The 18,227-nt window shown below is 61.9% G+C and carries 20 protein-coding genes; 13 read left to right on the forward strand and 7 right to left on the reverse strand.

Annotated features, from left to right (window positions below):
• The first annotated feature begins 335 nt into the window (after positions 1–335).
• The 3 genes from V2B23_RS11300 (at position 336) to V2B23_RS11310 (ending at position 2,002) form a co-directional block, all read left to right on the forward strand.
• Complete coding sequence (locus V2B23_RS11300) at positions 336–491, forward strand: hypothetical protein (protein WP_165826315.1); 156 nt, start codon at positions 336–338, stop codon at positions 489–491.
• 117 nt (positions 492–608) lie between these two features.
• Entirely contained in the window at positions 609–1,457 is an 849-nt protein-coding gene (locus tag V2B23_RS11305; protein WP_430950426.1) for an SDR family oxidoreductase, read from the forward strand.
• A 53-nt stretch (positions 1,458–1,510) separates the two neighbouring features.
• On the forward strand, positions 1,511–2,002 hold the full coding sequence (locus V2B23_RS11310; RefSeq protein ID WP_430950427.1) for a DUF2505 domain-containing protein: 492 nt from the start codon (positions 1,511–1,513) through the stop codon (positions 2,000–2,002).
• Positions 2,003–2,009: 7 nt separating this feature from the next.
• Here V2B23_RS11310 and V2B23_RS11315 read toward each other — a convergent pair whose 3' ends face one another.
• Positions 2,010–2,495: an FABP family protein gene (locus V2B23_RS11315; protein ID WP_430950428.1), complete on the reverse strand. Its 486-nt coding sequence runs from the start codon at positions 2,493–2,495 to the stop codon at positions 2,010–2,012.
• A gap of 61 nt (positions 2,496–2,556) precedes the next feature.
• Between V2B23_RS11315 and arcA the strand changes: the two genes are divergently transcribed.
• Positions 2,557–3,774: an arginine deiminase gene (gene arcA / locus V2B23_RS11320; protein ID WP_430950429.1), complete on the forward strand. Its 1,218-nt coding sequence runs from the start codon at positions 2,557–2,559 to the stop codon at positions 3,772–3,774.
• Between the two features lie 3 nt (positions 3,775–3,777).
• Here the strand turns inward: arcA and arsC are convergent, their stop codons facing one another.
• On the reverse strand, positions 3,778–4,131 hold the full coding sequence (gene arsC / locus V2B23_RS11325; protein WP_430950430.1) for an arsenate reductase (glutaredoxin): 354 nt from the start codon (positions 4,129–4,131) through the stop codon (positions 3,778–3,780).
• Between the two features lie 95 nt (positions 4,132–4,226).
• Here arsC and V2B23_RS11330 point away from each other — a divergent pair, with 95 nt between their 5' ends.
• From V2B23_RS11330 to V2B23_RS11345, 4 genes are all read left to right on the forward strand, one after another.
• Positions 4,227–4,910 (forward strand): SDR family oxidoreductase, encoded by a 684-nt coding sequence (locus V2B23_RS11330; protein WP_430950431.1) that lies wholly within the window; start codon positions 4,227–4,229, stop codon positions 4,908–4,910.
• On the forward strand, positions 4,910–5,272 hold the full coding sequence (locus V2B23_RS11335; protein WP_430950432.1) for a GntR family transcriptional regulator: 363 nt from the start codon (positions 4,910–4,912) through the stop codon (positions 5,270–5,272). The genes V2B23_RS11330 and V2B23_RS11335 overlap by 1 nt, the downstream gene beginning before the upstream one ends.
• A gap of 47 nt (positions 5,273–5,319) precedes the next feature.
• Positions 5,320–5,751 (forward strand): DoxX family protein, encoded by a 432-nt coding sequence (locus V2B23_RS11340; protein WP_430950433.1) that lies wholly within the window; start codon positions 5,320–5,322, stop codon positions 5,749–5,751.
• 84 nt (positions 5,752–5,835) lie between these two features.
• Entirely contained in the window at positions 5,836–7,476 is a 1,641-nt protein-coding gene (locus tag V2B23_RS11345) for a BCCT family transporter (protein ID WP_430950434.1), read from the forward strand.
• A gap of 1 nt (position 7,477) precedes the next feature.
• On the opposite strand, the gene V2B23_RS11350 is transcribed toward V2B23_RS11345, so the two are convergent.
• Complete coding sequence (locus tag V2B23_RS11350) at positions 7,478–9,037, reverse strand: dolichyl-phosphate-mannose--protein mannosyltransferase (protein ID WP_033234252.1); 1,560 nt, start codon at positions 9,035–9,037, stop codon at positions 7,478–7,480.
• A 23-nt stretch (positions 9,038–9,060) separates the two neighbouring features.
• Here V2B23_RS11350 and rsmI point away from each other — a divergent pair, with 23 nt between their 5' ends.
• Complete coding sequence (rsmI, locus tag V2B23_RS11355; RefSeq protein WP_430950435.1) at positions 9,061–9,891, forward strand: 16S rRNA (cytidine(1402)-2'-O)-methyltransferase; 831 nt, start codon at positions 9,061–9,063, stop codon at positions 9,889–9,891.
• A 46-nt stretch (positions 9,892–9,937) separates the two neighbouring features.
• Here rsmI and V2B23_RS11360 read toward each other — a convergent pair whose 3' ends face one another.
• Together V2B23_RS11360 and metG are read right to left on the reverse strand one after the other, a co-directional pair.
• Positions 9,938–11,107: a DUF2786 domain-containing protein gene (locus V2B23_RS11360; protein WP_287160186.1), complete on the reverse strand. Its 1,170-nt coding sequence runs from the start codon at positions 11,105–11,107 to the stop codon at positions 9,938–9,940.
• Positions 11,108–11,258: 151 nt separating this feature from the next.
• Positions 11,259–12,857: a methionine--tRNA ligase gene (gene metG / locus V2B23_RS11365; RefSeq protein ID WP_430950436.1), complete on the reverse strand. Its 1,599-nt coding sequence runs from the start codon at positions 12,855–12,857 to the stop codon at positions 11,259–11,261.
• 21 nt (positions 12,858–12,878) lie between these two features.
• On the opposite strand from metG, the gene V2B23_RS11370 reads away from it, so the two are divergent.
• From V2B23_RS11370 to V2B23_RS11380, 3 genes are all read left to right on the forward strand, one after another.
• Entirely contained in the window at positions 12,879–13,706 is an 828-nt protein-coding gene (locus V2B23_RS11370; protein WP_430950437.1) for a TatD family hydrolase, read from the forward strand.
• Between the two features lie 76 nt (positions 13,707–13,782).
• Positions 13,783–14,067 carry a hypothetical protein gene (locus V2B23_RS11375; RefSeq protein ID WP_430950438.1) on the forward strand — a complete coding sequence of 95 codons (285 nt, stop codon included), beginning with the start codon at positions 13,783–13,785 and terminating at the stop codon, positions 14,065–14,067.
• Positions 14,064–14,507, forward strand: a complete 444-nt coding sequence (locus V2B23_RS11380) for a DUF6578 domain-containing protein (RefSeq protein ID WP_430950439.1) — start codon at positions 14,064–14,066, stop codon at positions 14,505–14,507. The genes V2B23_RS11375 and V2B23_RS11380 overlap by 4 nt, the downstream gene beginning before the upstream one ends.
• A gap of 122 nt (positions 14,508–14,629) precedes the next feature.
• On the opposite strand, the gene V2B23_RS11385 is transcribed toward V2B23_RS11380, so the two are convergent.
• Together V2B23_RS11385 and V2B23_RS11390 are read right to left on the reverse strand one after the other, a co-directional pair.
• Complete coding sequence (locus V2B23_RS11385) at positions 14,630–15,397, reverse strand: amino acid ABC transporter ATP-binding protein (protein WP_430950440.1); 768 nt, start codon at positions 15,395–15,397, stop codon at positions 14,630–14,632.
• Positions 15,394–16,788 carry an amino acid ABC transporter substrate-binding protein/permease gene (locus V2B23_RS11390; protein ID WP_430950696.1) on the reverse strand — a complete coding sequence of 465 codons (1,395 nt, stop codon included), beginning with the start codon at positions 16,786–16,788 and terminating at the stop codon, positions 15,394–15,396. Before V2B23_RS11390 ends, V2B23_RS11385 begins: the two co-directional genes overlap by 4 nt.
• Before the next feature lie 290 nt (positions 16,789–17,078).
• Between V2B23_RS11390 and V2B23_RS11395 the strand changes: the two genes are divergently transcribed.
• Positions 17,079–18,203 (forward strand): transglycosylase family protein, encoded by a 1,125-nt coding sequence (locus V2B23_RS11395; protein ID WP_430950441.1) that lies wholly within the window; start codon positions 17,079–17,081, stop codon positions 18,201–18,203.
• The last annotated feature ends 24 nt before the right edge of the window (positions 18,204–18,227 follow it).

Below are 18,227 nucleotides of genomic sequence, written 5' to 3' on the forward strand. Positions count from 1 at the left end.
GCGGGTAATTTCGGGTTGGTCGATATCGCAATAGGACCAATTATGTGGGCACTAGAGACCTACCTCAGTGCTGCATATTGTCACCATAACGAACCGTTTACCCGTTTTGCCTGCAGTAGCTATACGTTAACCCGGTTTTGGTGGTTCTTTCGGCTCGAATAATCGCAGTTCAGGCCACGGTCGACTCCAGTTCACCTCGGGAAAGCGCATTCTCGGGACCTTTGCCCCGATTTGCTGAAATGTGGCACGTAGTCTGCCGCATATGGGGCGTCTGCGGTTCGTTGTAGCGGCGTTCACCACTAGCCATGGACCGATAGTTGGCGCAAAATTGTGACATGAAACACATCATGAGTGACGAAGAGTTACGCCGGGCGATTCGCGCGCTCCAGGATCGTGCCCTCGATGCGCGCAAGCGTGGCGACCGCGACGCGGCAGACGAAATCGAGCGCACCATGCGTGACTACCAGGATCAGATGGCGCAGCGCCTGTAGCGAAGCTGGGCCGAGATCCCCGGCTTGGATCGAAGCGGACATAACCCCTGCCGGTACGTGCTGCGTGCGTACACTTCCCTGCATGTCCACAGTGCTAGCGCGGGGGAGTGTAAAGCCATGTCGATAAGGTCGCTCGACGGAAAGAAATGCCTGATCACGGGTGCGGGTAGCGGCATCGGTCGAGCTACAGCGATCGCGGCGGGCGCTGGCGGAGCAGAGTTGTTTCTCACGGATATCAACGGTTCCGGTCTTGATGAGACCGTCGAAATGGTGTCCTCGGCCGGCGGTACCGTCAGCGTGGCCGAGGCGTTCGATGTTTCCGATTACGACGCCGTATCCAAATTCGGCGCAGAAGTGGCCGAGCAGTTCGGATCGATGGATGTGGTGATGAACATTGCCGGCATATCGGCCTGGGGAACAATCGAGAATCTCGAGCATCGTCACTGGCGATCCATGGTGGACGTCAATCTCATGGGCCCCATTCATGTCATGGAGACGTTCATTCCACCGATGATCCGCGCCGGAAAGGGTGGTCATCTGGTCAATGTCTCGTCGGCCGCCGGCCTGCTGGCTCTGCCCTGGCATGCGGCATACAGTGCCAGCAAGTTCGGGCTGAGGGGCGTGTCAGACGTACTTCGGTTCGATCTGAAGCGTCACGGCATCGGTGTGAGCCTCGTTGTCCCGGGTGGGGTGAAGACTCCGTTGGTGGGCACCGTTGACATTGCGGGTATCGATCGCGAAGACCCGCGAGTCAAAGCATTGGTGCATCGCTTCGAGAAGCGTGCAGTTTCCCCTGAGAAAGTGGCGGAGTGCATTGTCTCCGGTATCGAGAAGAATCGATATCTGGTTTATACGTCCAATGACATCAGGTTCGGTTATTGGTGGGCTCGCAAGTTCTCTCCGCCGTATGAATTTGTTATGCAGAAAGCGAACGACCAGTTCGCCAAGCTGTTACCGCGCTCGTAATTAGCTGCCATTGCAGAACCAGTGTCGACTCGCATAGGGACCAAGGTCACTAAATGTCAAAGAGTTTTCGATTTGATATCGAATTCAACTTTCCGCCCGAGCAGGTTCATGTGGCATTGACAGATACTCGGTATTGGATGATCAGACTCGGCGACCTGTATTCCAAGGCGGTTATCGAAGACGGAGGCGGAGCGATAGCGGTGTCGCTAACCGACGAGCTCGAATCTTCGGCCCTGCCGGGGTTGGTTGCAAAGCTGGTTCCGGATCGCCTCGGTGTCGAGCGAGCCGATCGGTGGGGGCCGCTATCCGACGGCCGAGCGGTCGGATCGGTGACCGGGCGAGCGCACGGATTGCCTATTCGTATCGAGGTCGCCCTGGAATTGGCCGAGGCAGGCGACGCTCGCTCCGTCCTGAACGTCGACGGCTGGGCAGAGGTGAAGATTCCGATCGTCGGCGGCCAGATCGAGAAGCTGCTGAAGAATATGGCCCAGGATCTGTTGCGCCGCGATCACGACGCCGTCGAAGCATTCCTGCTCAATCCGTGAACGAGCGTTAATCGTCGACGCGCTGGAGCTCGGCATGCAGATGATGAGTGAGTGGGGTCTGATCGTGTGCCATCCAGATGTCGTACGTCAGTGTGTCTTCGTGAACCCGCACCACGCGTCGCACATCCGTGACGGGCTTGGAATCCGGTGACGAGGCAAGCGTCAACAGTGTGAAGGCAAGTGTGCCCTCGGCGTCCACCCTTCCGCGGTGGATCTCCACGAAACCGGTCGGCTGGGTAATCAGCAACTCGAGCTCGTTGCCGGGGACGGGGCGCAGGTATCCCGATTCCATGTGAAGCGGGCGGCCGTCGGGCAAGCCACGTGTGCGTGAGCTGTACGTCAGGAAGGGTTTGGGGGTCGGAGCAAAGACGATTTCCTCGGAGTACTCGAAATCGTCGATCGTCGGAAAGTGTCCGCTACCGGTGCCGGCCCAGCGTCCACGCAACAACTCGACCCCTCGGTGTTCGTTCTCGGGAAGCTGCGGTGCCGTCATGGTGGTTCCTCTCACTGGTGTCGGCCATCAGATTACGCACCGACGGGAATAGTGTTTATCCATGAACGGTTCTGGATCCGTCTCGCTCGGTGTCGACTCCGAGGTAGGTAGGTTGCGTTCGGTCATCCTGCATCGTCCCGGCGACGAATTGAAGCGGCTCACCCCGCGAAACAACGATCAACTGCTTTTCGACGGTTTGCCGTGGGTTGATCGGGCGCAGGACGAGCACGACCAGTTCGCGTCGGTGCTGCGTGAGCGCGGTGTCGAGGTTCTGTTGCTTGCGGACCTGCTCGCCGAAGCCTTGACGGTCAGCGGTGCGGCCCGGATTCAGGGAATTTCGGCTGCGGTGGACACGAGGAAGATCGGGCACGCGCTGGGGCAGCACCTGTCGTCGTATTTACGCAGTGTGCCGCCGGCGGAGTTGTCGGCCATTCTCACCGCCGGTATGACTTTCGACGAACTCCCGATCGACGCGTCGTCGACGTCGCTTGTGCGGCGGATGCACCACGGCGGGGACTTCGTGATTGATCCGTTGCCCAATCTGCTTTTCACGCGTGATTCGTCGTTCTGGATCGGGCCGCGGGTGGTGATTACGTCCTTGGCGTTGTCGGCGCGGGCGCGGGAGTCGTCGATCACCGATCTGGTGTACGCGCATCATCCTCGGTTTCGTGGGGTGCGGCGGGCCTACGAATCGCATACCGCTCCGGTCGAAGGTGGTGATGTGCTGCTTCTCGCTCCCGGCGTTATTGCCGTCGGTGTGGGTGAGCGGACGTCGCCGGCGGGGGCGGAAGCGTTGGCGCGCAGTGTGTTCGACGACGATTTGGCGCATACGGTGTTGGTGGTGCCGATTGAACAGCGCCGCGCGTCGATGCATCTCGATACGGTGTGCACGATGGTGGAGGCCGACGCCGTGGTCATGTATCCGGCGATTCAGAACACATTGTCGGCCTTCACTATTCGGCGTGAGGACGACGGGGTCAGCATTCGTGGCGCTGACCCGTTCCTCGAGGCCGCTGCCGACGCGATGGGGATCGGGAAGCTGCGGGTCATCGACACCGGATTGGACACGGTGACTGCCGAACGTGAGCAGTGGGACGACGGAAACAACACTCTGGCAATTGAACCCGGTGTGGTTGTCGCTTACGAGCGCAATGTCGAGACCAATGCGCGGCTGGAGGCGTCGGGTATCGAGGTGCTCAGGATCGCGGGGTCGGAACTGGGATCCGGCCGGGGTGGTCCCCGGTGCATGTCCTGTCCGATCGCCCGCGATCCGTTGTGATGCCTAGAGGATTTCTTCGACCTTGTCGGCCGGGCGGGCGAGGACAGTGCCCTTGTCAGTGACGACAAAGGGGCGTTCGATGAGAATCGGGTGTTCGACCATGGCGTCGAGGATCTTGGACTCGGATGCGTCGGCGAGCCCGAGTTCTTTGTACTGCGATTCACGCTTGCGAACTGCCTGGCTGGGAGTGAGGCCGGCGTCGGAGAGGAGTTTTTCCAGTTCCGAACGGGTAGGCGGTGTATCGAGGTACATGACGACGGTCGGTTCGATGCCGTGTTCACGTAGCCGGGCGAGAACAGTTCGTGAGGTGTTGCACCGTTGATTGTGGAAGATCGTTGCAGAGGCCATGGTCGTCATTGTGCCTGGCGTGATCAGCTGGCCGGTCGGGAAGTGGGAACAAACGGACCCTTCCGGTGCGCTGGACTGAAGTACCGACGTACGAGGAGTGGATGATGACGGAACATCGAAGTGTCGACGAACGGCGAGTGGTGATTGCCGGAGGTCACGGCAAGATCGCGCAGCACCTCACATTCTTGCTGGCCGGGCATGGTGATCGGCCGGTTGCGCTGATCCGCAATCCGGATCACGAGGGTGCGGTCCGAACGTTGGGCGCATTTCCCGTAGTGATCGACCTGGAAACGGCTACCGTCGACGAACTCGCGAAGGTGCTGGCCGGGTGCGATGTTGCGGTGTTTGCGGCGGGTGCCGGTCCGGGGAGTGGAATTGCGCGTAAGGACACAGTCGATCGGGCGGCAGCGGTACGGCTTGCCGACGCGGCGGAAAAAGCGGGTGTTCGTCGTTTCATCCAGATCAGCGCGATGGGCGCCGGCGAACCTGTTGCGGAGGGGACCGACGAGGTTTTTGCCGCGTACCTCGAAGCCAAGACGGCCGCCGAGGACGATCTGCGTTCTCGCACGGAGTTGGACTGGACGATCCTTCGTCCGGGGCTTCTCACCGATGACGACCCGATCGGTGAGGTAACTCTGGCCGAGCCGCCGGTTGCCCGTGGATCGGTCAGCAGGGCTGATGTGGCGGCGGTGATCGAGGCGTTGATCGACGCGCCCGCGAGCGTCGGCAAGACGTTGGTACTGACGTCCGGTTCCGATCAGATTCGCGATGCGGTTGATGCCTTGTGATGACCGGTATCGTGATCGACCACGGTTCGCCCGTGGCGCCGTACGACCAACTGCGCCAACAGATTATCGAACAGGTGCAGACCGGGGGACTGATAGCGGGGGCCAAGATTCCCACGGTTCGGGCGCTGGCGACGCACTTGGGTTTGGCGGCGAATACCGTCGCCAAGGCGTATCGGGTGCTCGGCGAGCAAGGGGTGATCGAGACCCGCGGGAAGCAGGGCACCTTCATCGCGTCGGGAAGTGATCCGGTACGAGCGCAGGCGGAGCAGGCGGCGACAGCCTTCGTGAAAGATGTGCGTGCGCTCGGGTATTCGGATGACGAGATACTGACCATGGTCGAGGCCGCATTGAGAGGTGCATGACAGAGCCTTAAGTTGACGCTTCAACTTAAAGCTGTCAGGCTTGCACCATGAATTCGTCGATCGTCCGTGACCTCGGACTCCTCATCGCTCGCCTCGGCCTCGGCATCATCTTCATCGCTCACGGTTGGCAGAAGTTCTTCACGTACAAGATCGCCGGAACACAGGCGTCCTTCGAGGCTATGGGCGCGCCACTGCCCAAGGTGTCGGCGATTCTCGCGGCCACGATCGAACTCGGCGGCGGAATCCTGCTCATTGCCGGCGTGCTTACTCCGCTTGTCGGTGTGCTGCTGTTCCTCGACATGGTGGGTGCCTTCTTCATCGTCCACTCGGGTAACGGCGTTTTTGTCGACGCGGGTGGCTACGAGCTGGTTCTTGCGCTCGGCGTCGGTTCGCTGCTGATCGCCACGATCGGAGCCGGTCGCATCAGCGTCGACGGATTGATTGGCAAAGGCAACGGTTGGTTGAAAACCGCAGCGTAAGACGTGTTTCGAGGCGGGTCCGGCAGGTGTCGGGCCCGCCTTCGCTATTGCTTTTGTTCGCTCGAGTGACCAACGTATTGTCCTATGGTGACGAAATCTGATCCTTCAGAGCAGAATTCCGGTGCCAACGAGGACCGACCGACGACTGGGTTCACACGAGTAGGTGTGCGAACCGATTACGTGGTTTTTTCCGTAACGGCATTGGCGGTCTTGGCAATTCTCGTGTGGGGCCTCGTTGCCCCCGACAATCTGAACTCGGTGACGGGGAGCATTCTCGACTGGCTCGTCGTCAACATCGGCTGGCTCTTTGTTCTCGCGGCATCGGCATTTGTGCTGTTCTCCATCTACCTTGCCGTCAGTCGGTTCGGAGACATTCCGCTCGGCAAGGACGGTGAGAAACCGGAGTTCCGGACCGTCAGTTGGATTGCGATGATGTTCAGCGCCGGAATGGGAATCGGCCTGATGTTCTTCGGGGTCGCAGAACCGCTGGCGCACTACGTCAGTCCGCCACCCGGCACCGACGGCGGTATCGGAACGGCCATGGCAACCACCATGTTCCACTGGGGGCTTCACCCTTGGGCGATGTATGCCGTTGTGGGCCTTGCTATTGCGTACGGATCGTATCGGCGTGGACGCAAGCAGCTTTTCAGCTCGGCATTCATTCCGCTGCTCGGGCGTCGAGCAGAAGGTCCGATCGGCAAGATCATCGATATTCTTGCTATCTTCGCGACTCTCTTCGGCACGGCCGCATCACTGGGACTCGGTGCCCTGCAGATCGGCTCGGGATTCCAGGTGGTCGGGTGGATGCAAGAAGTGAGTGTCTTCCTCCTCGTTTCCATTGTCGCGGTGCTGACCCTGGCCTTCGTCGCATCGGCGGTCTCGGGCGTTTCCAAGGGAATTCAGTGGTTGTCGAACATCAACATGGTGCTCGCATTGATCTTGGCGCTCTTCGTGTTCGTGCTCGGACCGACAGTTCTGATCCTCAACCTACTGCCCACCACCATCGGCGCCTACGCCTCGGACCTCGCCCAGATGTCGGCCCGGACCGGAGCGTCGTCGAATCCGGAGACGGGGGAGTGGCTGTCGTCCTGGACCATCTTCTACTGGGCCTGGTGGGTGTCCTGGACGCCGTTCGTGGGAATGTTCTTGGCACGCATCAGTCGTGGGCGCACTATCCGCCAGTTCATCGTTGGTGTCATTGTCGTCCCGACGACGGTGAGCCTGTTGTGGTTCTCGATCTTCGGCGGTGCCGGGATCGGTGAGGAGCGAGACGGAATCGATCTCGCGAGCCGGGGTTCTGAGGAAGCGCAGTTGTTCGGGATGCTCGACAATCTCCCGCTCGCGGGCATCACGACCGTGCTGGTCATGCTGCTCGTAGCGGTGTTCTTCGTCTCGGGCGCAGACGCGGCGTCGATGGTGATGGGCACTCTCTCGCAGCGGGGAACTCTCGAGCCGAGTCGGTGGGTTGTGGTGTTCTGGGGTGTGCTGACCGGTGGCGCGGCGGCTCTACTGCTGTGGACCGGCGGCTCCGAAGCTCTCGAGGGCTTGCAGACGATGACGATCATCGCGGCCGCGCCCTTTGTCGTGGTGATGATCGGACTGTGCTTCTCGCTCTACCGAGATCTGTCACACGACCCGATCATCGTCGCTGCCCGAGAGCAGAAACGGGCGCTTCTCCACACCCGACGGGTCCGACGAGGCACTCGCGCTCGGCGCGATACCTGAGCTACTTCCAGCTCGGCAACCACAGATGGTTCTGCCACGATTCCGGAGTGATCGGCATCGCGGTCAAGATGGGCCACAGGTAGACGAAGTTCGCGACAACCAGCCCGATGTACAGGCTGACCGCGAGCAATCCCGTGGTGCGTCGCTCGACGGAATCCGTTGCCTTGCCCAGGACGTCGCCGAGCGTCAGCGCAAATCCCATGACCATGAACGGTGCGAGCGCCACGCCGTAGAAGAAGTACATCTGCCGGTCCATCGTGGCGAACCAGGGGAGGTAGGCGGCGGCGTATCCGGTGAGAACAACGGCGTAGCGCCAGTCACGCCGAACGAATGTCTTCCAGATCGCCCACGCCAACATGGGCAGCGCCAGCCACCACATAGCCGGTGTGCCGATGAGCATGATCGCCTTGACGCAGGTGGCCGCCCCACAGCCCGTCACCTGCTCGCCGTCGGCGTAGTAGTAGAGCATCGGACGCAGACCCATGGGCCATGTCCAGGGTTTCGATTCCCACGGGTGGTGGTTGCCCGCGGAGTTCGTCAGGCTCGAGTGGAAGGTGAGCACGTTGCCGCTGTAATACCAGAGCGAACGCAGCGCCGACGGTATGAAACTCCACGTTCCACCCTCGCCGATCTCGTTGCCGACGGCATGGCGATCGACGCCCGTCTCACTCGCGAACCAGGCCCAGTAGCTGGCCAGGTAGACGCCGATCGGGATGACGACCAACGCGTAGAGAGCCGGGCCGATGTCGCGGATCGCGGTGCCGAACCAGGGCCGCTGCACACGGTAGGCGCGGCGGGCGGACAGGTCGAACGCGACGCTGAGGAGTCCGAAGAACAAGATGAAGTACATGCCGGACCATTTGGTGCCGCAGGCCAATCCGAGCAGGATGCCCGCACCGAATCGCCACCACCGGAAGCCGAGCCGTGGACCCCATTCGGAATCGCCGATCCGGCCCTCGGCGTAGGCGGTGGCCATCCGTTGCCGAACCTGGTCACGGTCGACGATGAGGCAGCCGAGCGCAGCGAGGACAAAGAATGCGAGAAAGATGTCGAGCATTCCCAGGCGGGAGGAGACGAACGTGACTCCGTCGACGATCAGCAGAATGCCGGCAATCGCACCGATGAGAGTCGAACGCGTCATCCGTCGAACGATCCGAATGATCAGCAGCACCATCAGGGTTCCGACCAGTGCCGACGAGAACCGCCAACCCCAGCCGTTGTATCCGAAGATCGCCTCGCCGATTGCGATCATCTGCTTGCCGATCGGCGGATGCACCACCAATCCGTAACCCGGGTTGTCTTCGATCCCGCCGCCCGTCAGCACCTGCCAGCCCTGCGGCGCGTAGTGCTTCTCGTCGAATACAGGAGTGCCGGCGTCCGTCGGATAGGCGAGCATCGTGAACCGGGTGATTGCGGCGATCGTGGTGATGACGGCGGTGACGATCCAGCCGCGCAGTCGGTCCGTGGGGCCGAAGTCCGGGGCGGGTACGAGCGGCGCCGGACTACGCACTACCCGATCGCCACTGGCGGGCGTTGGCCGCTCGTCCGTCTGCACAGTCACTCGGCAATCGTAGGCTGTCAGGTATGACTGGTCGCTTGGTACTCGCCGCAACACCCATGGGAGACGTCGGTGACGCGTCTCCGCGTCTGCGCGACGCTCTCGCAACCGCCGACGTCGTGGCGGCCGAGGACACCCGACGCACCAAGTCGCTGGCCTCGGCTCTTGATGTGACGATCACCGGAAAGGTAGTCAGTTTCTACGATCAGGTGGAGATTGCGCGACTTCCCGCGCTGGTCGCCGACGTTGCCGACGGTAAAACCGTCCTTCTCGTGACCGACGCCGGTATGCCGTCGGTCAGTGATCCCGGATACCGCCTTGTTGCTGCGTGCGTCGCTGAGAACTTGTTGGTCACCTGCCTGCCTGGGCCGTCCGCAGTTACTACTGCCCTCGCGCTGTCAGGGTTGCCGGTCGAGCGCTTCTGCTTCGACGGTTTCCCGCCGCGCAAGGGCGGACAACGCAAGACCTGGTTCGCGGGACTGCTCACCGAGCAGCGTGCCTGCGTGTTCTTCGAAGCGCCGCATCGCCTGGCTGATTGTCTGGCCGACGCCGTCGAGGTGCTCGGTCCGGATCGGCGCGCTGCCGTTTGCCGCGAGTTGACCAAGACCTACGAAGAAGTGAAGCGCGGAACTCTCGGCGAACTCGCCGCGTGGGCTGCCGAAGGTGTGCGCGGCGAAATCACAGTAGTGCTCGAAGGGGCTGTCCTGGTGGCCTCCGATCCGGCCGATCTGGTCGAGGAAGTGGAACGCCTGGTCGAGGGCGGAGCACGCCTGAAAGACGCGTGCGCCCTCGTCGCCACCCCCGGTGTGTCGAAGCGCGAACTGTACGAAACGGTGCTGGCTGCGCGTAAGGACTAGCGCTGGGCTAGCGGCGCTGAGTTAACGGCGCACTGCCGGCGCTGAGTTAACGGCGCACTGCCGGCGCTCCGGGCCGGAGGTTGGCGTCGTCGGCAGCAGCTTGGCCGGCATGCCACCCTTCGGCGTCGACGGACCGTCCGCGGGCCTTGCGGGTTCGGGGGAACAACCGATCGAATTCGGTGTCGACGGCTGCCGAGGTGGTCGCGAGAATCGGCAGGAGATCGGCGACATCCATCGACGCGGCGTCGGCGGCTTCTGCGGTGGCTTTGGTGCCGGCGTCGCGGAGACGTTGACCGATTCGATTGGCGAACCCGGTGAGGAAGCCCTTGCGGAACGACGTGGTTCGGGAGCCGCCGCGATTACTGGTGTCGGCGAACTGCATTGCGCGGGTTGCTTGCACGAGTAGCGACGTGAAGAGCATGTCGACCTGTTGGAGATCGACGGGCGTGCCGATGACAGTGGCGATGGAGACCTCGCTGAACCACACGGCGCGAACGCGGTTGGAATCCCCGATTGCCGTGAGGAGATGGACTTTCTCTTTCACGTACGGGTTGTCGAGGTGGATGCGACGTCCGTTGACGGCGGTATCGGTGATGCCGGTGCGATTGTGCAGGAGAGCGGCATCGATGGCGTATCGCGTCATCAACTCCTGCGCCTTTTCGGTGAAGGATTCGGCCTCTTCGGCAAAATTGGTGGCCTCGGCTTTGGCGAGTAATCCTCGAATTCGCTTGAGTACCTTGGCATCAACTTCAGCGCCAGTGCCCGCGTAACTGGTGTCGGTGCGCTGCGGCGGCCAGGTGGACGGCGGCGCGAGCAACAGATTCCACGGCGCGAGTCGCGTCCAGTGCAACGACACCTCGGCAATTTGCGAGACCAGGAAATAGGGATCTTCGAACAGGAGTCCGGCCGCGAGGGATCGAAAAACGTCCTCGTCCAGAGTGATTCGTGACGCGATGCGGTCGGCATTGGGGAACTGCTCACGAATGGACGCGAGTTGCCCGACCCATTCGAGGGGCGCGCGGTCGGCGGCTCTGGTTCGGGCGGCGTCGAGTAGGACTGCGGTGGCAACAAGATCGGCATTCGAGGGATCTTTGCTGCGACGGGCCAGGTGAACAAGATCGGCAGGTTGCCACCCTCGTTCGTAGACGCCGGCAAGTTCGGTGATCAAGGCCTCGGCAGCTGCGACGGATTGAGGGCTGACTTCGTGAGAGGACACGCGGGTTCCGTTCCAAGGCAGTGTCTGCGAGGAGGCAGCAGTTCGAAAGTATGTTCTATCGGGTGTCATGGACGCAGTGTGCACGTGGGGTCCGACACAACTGGCTCAGACCAGATGCGGCGGACCCCACGTCACGCGTCACACGGTTGGATCACTCGTCGACGAAACGAGGGAAAACAGGTGCCGGAGCAGGCAGTTTACGGTTCGCGTCGATGCGTACCGCGATGTCGGTGAACTGCCGGTTCTCTTCGCTCTGGCCAAGCAGATCGAGGATCCGCGACGCCGCGTCCGGCATGACCGGCTGAACGAGAATGCCGACGATACGGACCACTTCGATCGTCACGTAGAGGACCGTTGCCATGCGTGCCGGATCGGTCTTGCGCAGAACCCACGGTTCCTGCTTGGAGAAGTAGCGGTTGGTCTCGCCGAGCACGCCCCAGATGGCTTCCAGCGCGAGGTGCAGAGCCTGGACGTCGAACTCGCTGCGGCACTTCGCAAGCAAGGCGTCCGCCGACGCCAGCATCGCCAGATCGTCCTCGGTGAACTCACCGGGGCTGGGTACCTGGGCGTCACAGTTCTTCGCGACCATTGTCAGCGAACGCTGTGCAAGATTGCCGAGTTCGTTCGACAGGTCCGCGTTCATGCGCGTCACGATCGCCTCGTGGCTGTAACTACCGTCCTGGCCGTACGAGATCTCGCGGAGCAGGAAGAAGCGGACGGCGTCGAGGCCGTACTGATCGACCATCGCAATCGGGTCGACGACGTTGCCGACCGACTTCGACATCTTCTCGCCCTTGTTGTACAAGAAGCCGTGGACGAAGACCCGCTCCGGCAGCTCGATGCCTGCGGACATGAGGAACGCCGGCCAGTAGACGGTGTGGAACCGCGTGATGTCCTTGCCGATGATGTGCAGGCTCGCCGGCCAGAACTTCTTGAACTCTTCCGAGTCCACGTTCGGGTATCCGACGCCGGTGAGGTAATTGGTGAGGGCGTCGACCCAGACGTACATGACGTGGTCGGGGTCGCCCGGAACCTTGACGCCCCAGTCGAACGTGGTGCGCGAGATCGAGAGGTCCTTGAGGCCGCCCTTGACGAAGCTGACGATCTCGTTGCGGCGCGTCGAGGGAGCGATGAACTCGGGGTGCTCTTCGTACAGTGCGAGCAAACGGTCCTCGTACGCCGACAGGCGGAAGGTGTAGTTGGACTCCTCAGTCCACTCCACCGGGGTGCCGGTCTCCGTGGACTGACGGGTGCCGTCCCCCAGAAGCGTGGTCTCGCCTTCGGTGTAGAAGGCCTCGTCACGAACCGAGTACCAGCCCGAGTACGTGTCGAGGTAGATGTCGCCCGATGCGGCCATCTTTTCCCACAGCGTCTTGCTGGCGATCTGATGATCTGCGTCGGTGGTGCGGATGAACCGGTCGTACGAGATGTTCAGGACCTTGTCGAGGTTCTCGAACACGTCGGAGTTGCGAGCCGCGAGGTCACGAACGTCGATGCCCTCTTTGATGGCCGTCTGCTGCATCTTCAGACCGTGCTCGTCGGTACCGGTCATGAAGAACACTTCATGTCCGTCCAACCGCTTGAAACGGGCAAGCGCGTCCGAGGAGATGTACTCGTACGCGTGGCCGATGTGCGGAGCGCCGTTGGGATACGCGATCGCTGTCGTGATGTAGAACGGCGATCGTTCTGCGCCTTCCGGGGCGGCGGAGTTCGGGCGCGGGGTCTGGGAGGGTGAGGCAGGCACAGTCATGGTGCGCTTACTCTATCGGGCGTGAGCAAAGACCGTCCCGCCCCCGATGCCCCTGAGCCCTTGTCGCCTCTGATCGACGCCCATACGCACCTCGACGCGTGTGGTGCGAACGACGCTGCGACCGTGGCCGAAATAGTCGACCGAGCCGAGGCCGTCGGCGTCGGACGGGTCGTCACGGTGGCCGACGACCTCGACGCCGCACGCTTTGCCGTCGACGCGGCGAACTGGGATTCTCGCGTGTACGCGGCCGTCGCGATCCACCCGACCAGGGCAAACGTTCTCGACGACGACACCAGAGCCGAGATCGAGCGATTGGCGTCCGATCCGCGGGTCGTCGCTGTGGGGGAGACGGGCCTCGACCTCTACTGGCCAGGCAAACTCGACGGCTGCGCCACCATCGAGGAGCAGATTGACGGATTCCGGTGGCACATCGACCTCGCGAAGCGTCTGGGCAAGACGCTGATGATCCACAACCGCGAAGCCGACCAGGACTTGCTGCGGGTGCTGAACGAGGAAGGCGCGCCGGAGACGGTGGTGTTCCACTGCTTCTCTTCCGATTCGGAGATGGCGCGGGCGTGCATCGACGCCGGCTACGTGCTCAGTTTCTCGGGAACCGTCAGCTTCAAGAATGCGAAGGCCCTTCGCGAGGCTGCGCTGCTGGTGCCGTCGGATCAGCTGATCGTCGAAACGGATGCGCCGTTCCTGACGCCGCATCCGTTCCGTGGCGCCCCCAACGAGTCGTACTGCCTCCCGTACACGGTTCGGGCATTGGCCGATATCCGTGGCGAGGACCCGCAAGTTCTGGCGGCGGCGTCGACGGCGACAGCGGAGCGCGTCTACAAGCTCTGACGCTATGGTGGTCTGACAGGTAACTCCGCGCCCGGGACCGTCGTGTCCCGGCCCGTCTACTGCGCGGAGTATTCAGATGAACGACTATATCTATCCCGACGGCGTGGTCACAGTCCGCATCGAAACGTGGGAATTCGAGTGCTGTGCACCGCTGCCGGTCGTCGGCGAAGAATCTTCGTGGGCCTTGCACCCGATGCGTGACGCGCTGTGGTTCGCGGGGGCGGTGCCGGGGAGCATCGATCACGTTCGCGTCGAGAAAGCCCCGAGCCACTTCCGCGGCGCGCCTTCGCTGGTTGCCGGTAGCCGCGGGTGGATGGAGACGGCCGTCGTCGTCGAGTTGGCTGTTCCTGCGAGGGCGTGAGAGCGCACCGTTACACCGATCCGACGCCGGTCGACTCCTCGGTCGCGATCCTCACCGTTCATGTCGACATCGGTGAAATCGAATGTTGCGGGCCCTATCCGGTTGTCGGTGAATCATGTTCGTGGACGCTGACTCCGCGCGCCGAAACCGGCAGCTTCGACGGCTGGGTTCACGGCGGGACATCTGTCGTGGGAGCACCAACCACTGGCTCGGTGCTGGAGATTCTTGTGGTCACGACGACGTACGCGGAGGTCGGAAGCCCACGCGTGCGGTTGCCCGTCGAAGGTAGTGAGACCTATCGCAGGGTCGATGCGAGTCCTCGGTGGTTCCGGCGGTTCGGTGATTTCGACGTCGGCCCACAGAATCGGATCGAGACCGGTGTGGTCGTCGAGTTGGCCGTCACCCCGGGTACACAAGACTCGGACGAGTCAGGTGCCTGAGTGCACACAACTCCGCGCTGGGAGTCACATCCAGCCGACCGGGGCCGACTTGTGTGCACAATCGCCCTGTGCGCCTTTCCGGTAGTCGGTGCTACCAGAAAGGCGCACACGGGCGGAGCCCCTTAGAGAACCTTCCCCAGGAAATCCTGGGTGCGCTTCTGCTGCGGATTGCCGAACAGGTTTTCCGGCTTCCCTTCCTCGACGATGTAGCCGTCGGCCATGAAGATGACGCGATCGGATACCTCGCGCGCGAATCCCATTTCGTGGGTCACGACGACCATGGTCATGCCCTGCTTCGCGAGGTCGCGCAATACCTGCAGAACCTCGCCCACCATTTCGGGGTCGAGGGCGCTGGTGGCCTCGTCGAAGAGCATGATGTCCGGGCTCATGGCGAGGGCGCGGGCGATGGCAACACGCTGCTTCTGGCCGCCGGACAGACTTGCGGGCTTGGCGTCGGCCTTCTCGGCGAGACCAACCTGATCCAGCAGTTTCACCGCGATCTCACGTGCCTGTTCCTTGGTGGAACGGCCCGTCTGGATCGGGGCGAGCATCACGTTGTCGATGACGGTCATGTGGGGGAAGAGATTGAAGTGCTGGAACACCATGCCGATGTGTTGGCGCACTTTGTCGATATTGACGTTCTTGTCCGTCAGGTCGAACTGGTCGACGCGCACGGTGCCTGCGGTGATGTCCTCGAGGCGGTTGAGGCAGCGCAGGAAGGTGGACTTGCCCGATCCGGACGGCCCGATGACGCACACCACTTCGCCGTTCTTGATGTCGACGTCGAGGCCTTTGAGGACCTCGTTGTCGCCGAACGACTTTTTCAGTCCTTTGACTTCGATCTTGATCTCGGTGTCTGGCTTGCTCATGTTGACGGCTGTTTCGGTCACTTGTTGATCCTCTTTTCGAGGCGGTTCGAGAACTTGGTGAGCGCCATGATGATGATGAAGTACATGGCGCCGATGATCAGCCACATGTTGAAGGACTGGAAGTTGCGCGCGATGATGATGCGCCCGGTCTGAGTGAGCTCAGCCAGTCCGATGACCGACAGGATCGACGTGTCCTTGAGGGTGATGACGAACTGGTTGATGTACGACGGGATCATCGTGCGAATTGCCTGCGGCATGATGACTTTCTGCATGGTCTTCATGTAGCTGATGCCCAGGCTGCGTGATGCCTCCATCTGACCCTTGTCGACGGCCAGGATTCCGCCGCGCACGATTTCGGCCATGTAGGCGCCGGCGTTGAGCGAGAGCGTGATGACACCGGCGGTGAATGCCGACATCTGGAATTGCAGAGCGGCCGGGATGCCGAAGTAGATGAAGAACGCCTGCACCAGAAGCGGTGTGCCACGGAAGATGTCGACGTAGGCGGTACCGATTCCGCGGACGACGATGTGTGTCGATACGCGGCAGAGTCCGAAGATCGCACCCAGAACAAGAGCGATCGTGATCGAGACGACCGACAGAACGATGGTCAGCCACAGGCCTTTGAGCAGTTGTGGGTAGGTGCTCTTGATCAGCCCGATGATGGAGTTGTCGGACGAGGTGGCGTCCTGGCCGAGGAACTGCGAGAGGATCTCGTCGTACTCGCCGCTGTCCTGCAGGTTCGCAAGTCCGGCGTTGAACATCTCGAGCAGTTCGGCGTTCTGGCCCTTGTTGACGGCAAAGCCGTAGCTTGCGCCGGCTTCCTTCTCGGTCACGGTTTTGAGCCCGTTGCCCTGGGTGATGCCGTAGGCCAGCACGGGGTAGTCGTCGAACACGGCGACGGAGTTTCCGGTGCGGACCTCGTCGTACATGCTGGCGGAGTCGGCGAAGTAGACCGTCGTGAAACCGTATTGATCCTTGATGGATTCGGCGAACGTGGCGCCTTCGGTGCCGTTCTTGACGGCGACGCGTTTGCCCTTCAGATCCTCGTAGGACTTGATGTCGTTGTTCGATTCGAGCACTGCCATCTGCACGCCCGACTCGAAGTACGGGTCGGAGAAGTCGAAGACCTGCTTGCGGGCGTCGGTGATCGACATGCCGGCGATGACGCCGTCTGCCTGGCCGGCCTGGACTGCTTGCAGAGCTGCGTCGAATCCCAATTGCTTGATCTCGACGTTGAATCCCTGATCCTCGGCGATGGCCCGGATCAGTTCCATGTCGATGCCGGTGAGATTGCCGTTTTCGTCCTCGAATTCGAACGGGGCGAACGTGACGTCGGTGGCGATGGTGTACGTCCGGCCCGGCTGCGCCGACGCGATGCCTGGAGCGAACAGCGCTGCGATGAGCGCCAGCAGGATGGCCAGTATCGGCCACCTCGGGTTACGGGGTTTCTCGACTTTTCTTCGCACTCTCGCCCAGCTTTCGTATGTCACGCCCGGGATCGCCGGACTGCTTATGACCAGACGAGAACATACTGCGCGCCGCGCTGAATCGGTACACCGTTAACTGAGGTAAAAAGTTACCGACCTGCGACACGCCGTGTTTATTCCGTGACAAAAGTCGCAATTCGTGACCGTTTGGTTGCCGAAGCGGTGTGTGGCCGTTACCGTATTGTGATCGAACGTCGTCTGCCTTGGGATTTCCTGTGTCGCCTTTTGTCAAGATCAACTCCACGAAGTCACCACTTCTCTATTCGATGGTGGCTGCGCTGCTCCTGACGCTTGTTGTCGGTGGGCTGCTCGTGGTGGTTCAGCACAAGACGATCACGCTCGACGTCGACGGCGAGATGATCTCGCTGTCCACGATGTCGAGCAGTGTCGGTGGCGCATTGGACAAGGCCGGATACGAGGTGGATCCGAAGGATGCACTGGCGCCCAGCTCCGACGCCTCCCTGGCCGACGGCGACACTGTCGTTCTGCGCCGCGCACGTGAGCTGGACTTGACCGTCGACGGCAAGCAGCAGACGGTGTGGACCACCGCGCTGACCGTGGACGAAGCGTTGAAGCAGTTCGACGTGGCCGACGACTTTGCGGTTTCCGCGTCGCGCTCACATCGTTTGCCGCTCGAACGCACGGAACTCGACGTGATCAGCCCGAAGGTCGTCAACGTTGCGGATGGCGGTGCACCCGCCGCGGAAATCAAGCTTGCTGCCGCTACCGTCGGTGATCTTCTGGCGGCACGCAATGCTCCGCTCGAGCAGGCTGACACTGTCGTTCCGCCCGCCGAGACTCCTGTTACCGACGGGCTCACCGTCGAAATTACCCGGTCGCGCACCGACACCCGCGTCGAGACCCAGCCGATTCCGGCGCCGGAGAACAAGATCGACGATCCTTCGCTCGAGAAGGACACCACCGTCGTGGAAAATCCGGGAGTCCCCGGTGAGCGCACGGCGACCATCGAGGTCAAGACCGTCAACGGTGTCGAGGCCGGACGCAACGAGCTGTCCGCGACCGTCGTCAAGGAACCTGTTGCCGCAGTAGTGAAGGTCGGCACCAAAGAACCTGCGGTACCGGCAATTTCCAATGCCGCGACCTGGGATGCGATTGCGCAGTGTGAGGCCACCGGCAACTGGGCGATCAACACCGGCAACGGCTTCTACGGCGGATTGCAGTTCACCCAGAGCACCTGGCAGGCATTCGGCGGCGGCGAGTACGCGTCGCGTGCCGACCTCGCAACCCGTGAGCAGCAGATCGCGATCGGCGAGAAGGTTCGCGCCGGTCAAGGCTGGGGCGCATGGCCTTCGTGCACAAGCAAATTGGGTCTGCGCTAACCGCGCACTGATCCCGGACCAGTC

The sequence above is a fragment of the Rhodococcus sp. 24CO genome (assembly GCF_050586165.1).
GTDB lineage: Bacteria > Actinomycetota > Actinomycetes > Mycobacteriales > Mycobacteriaceae > Rhodococcus_F.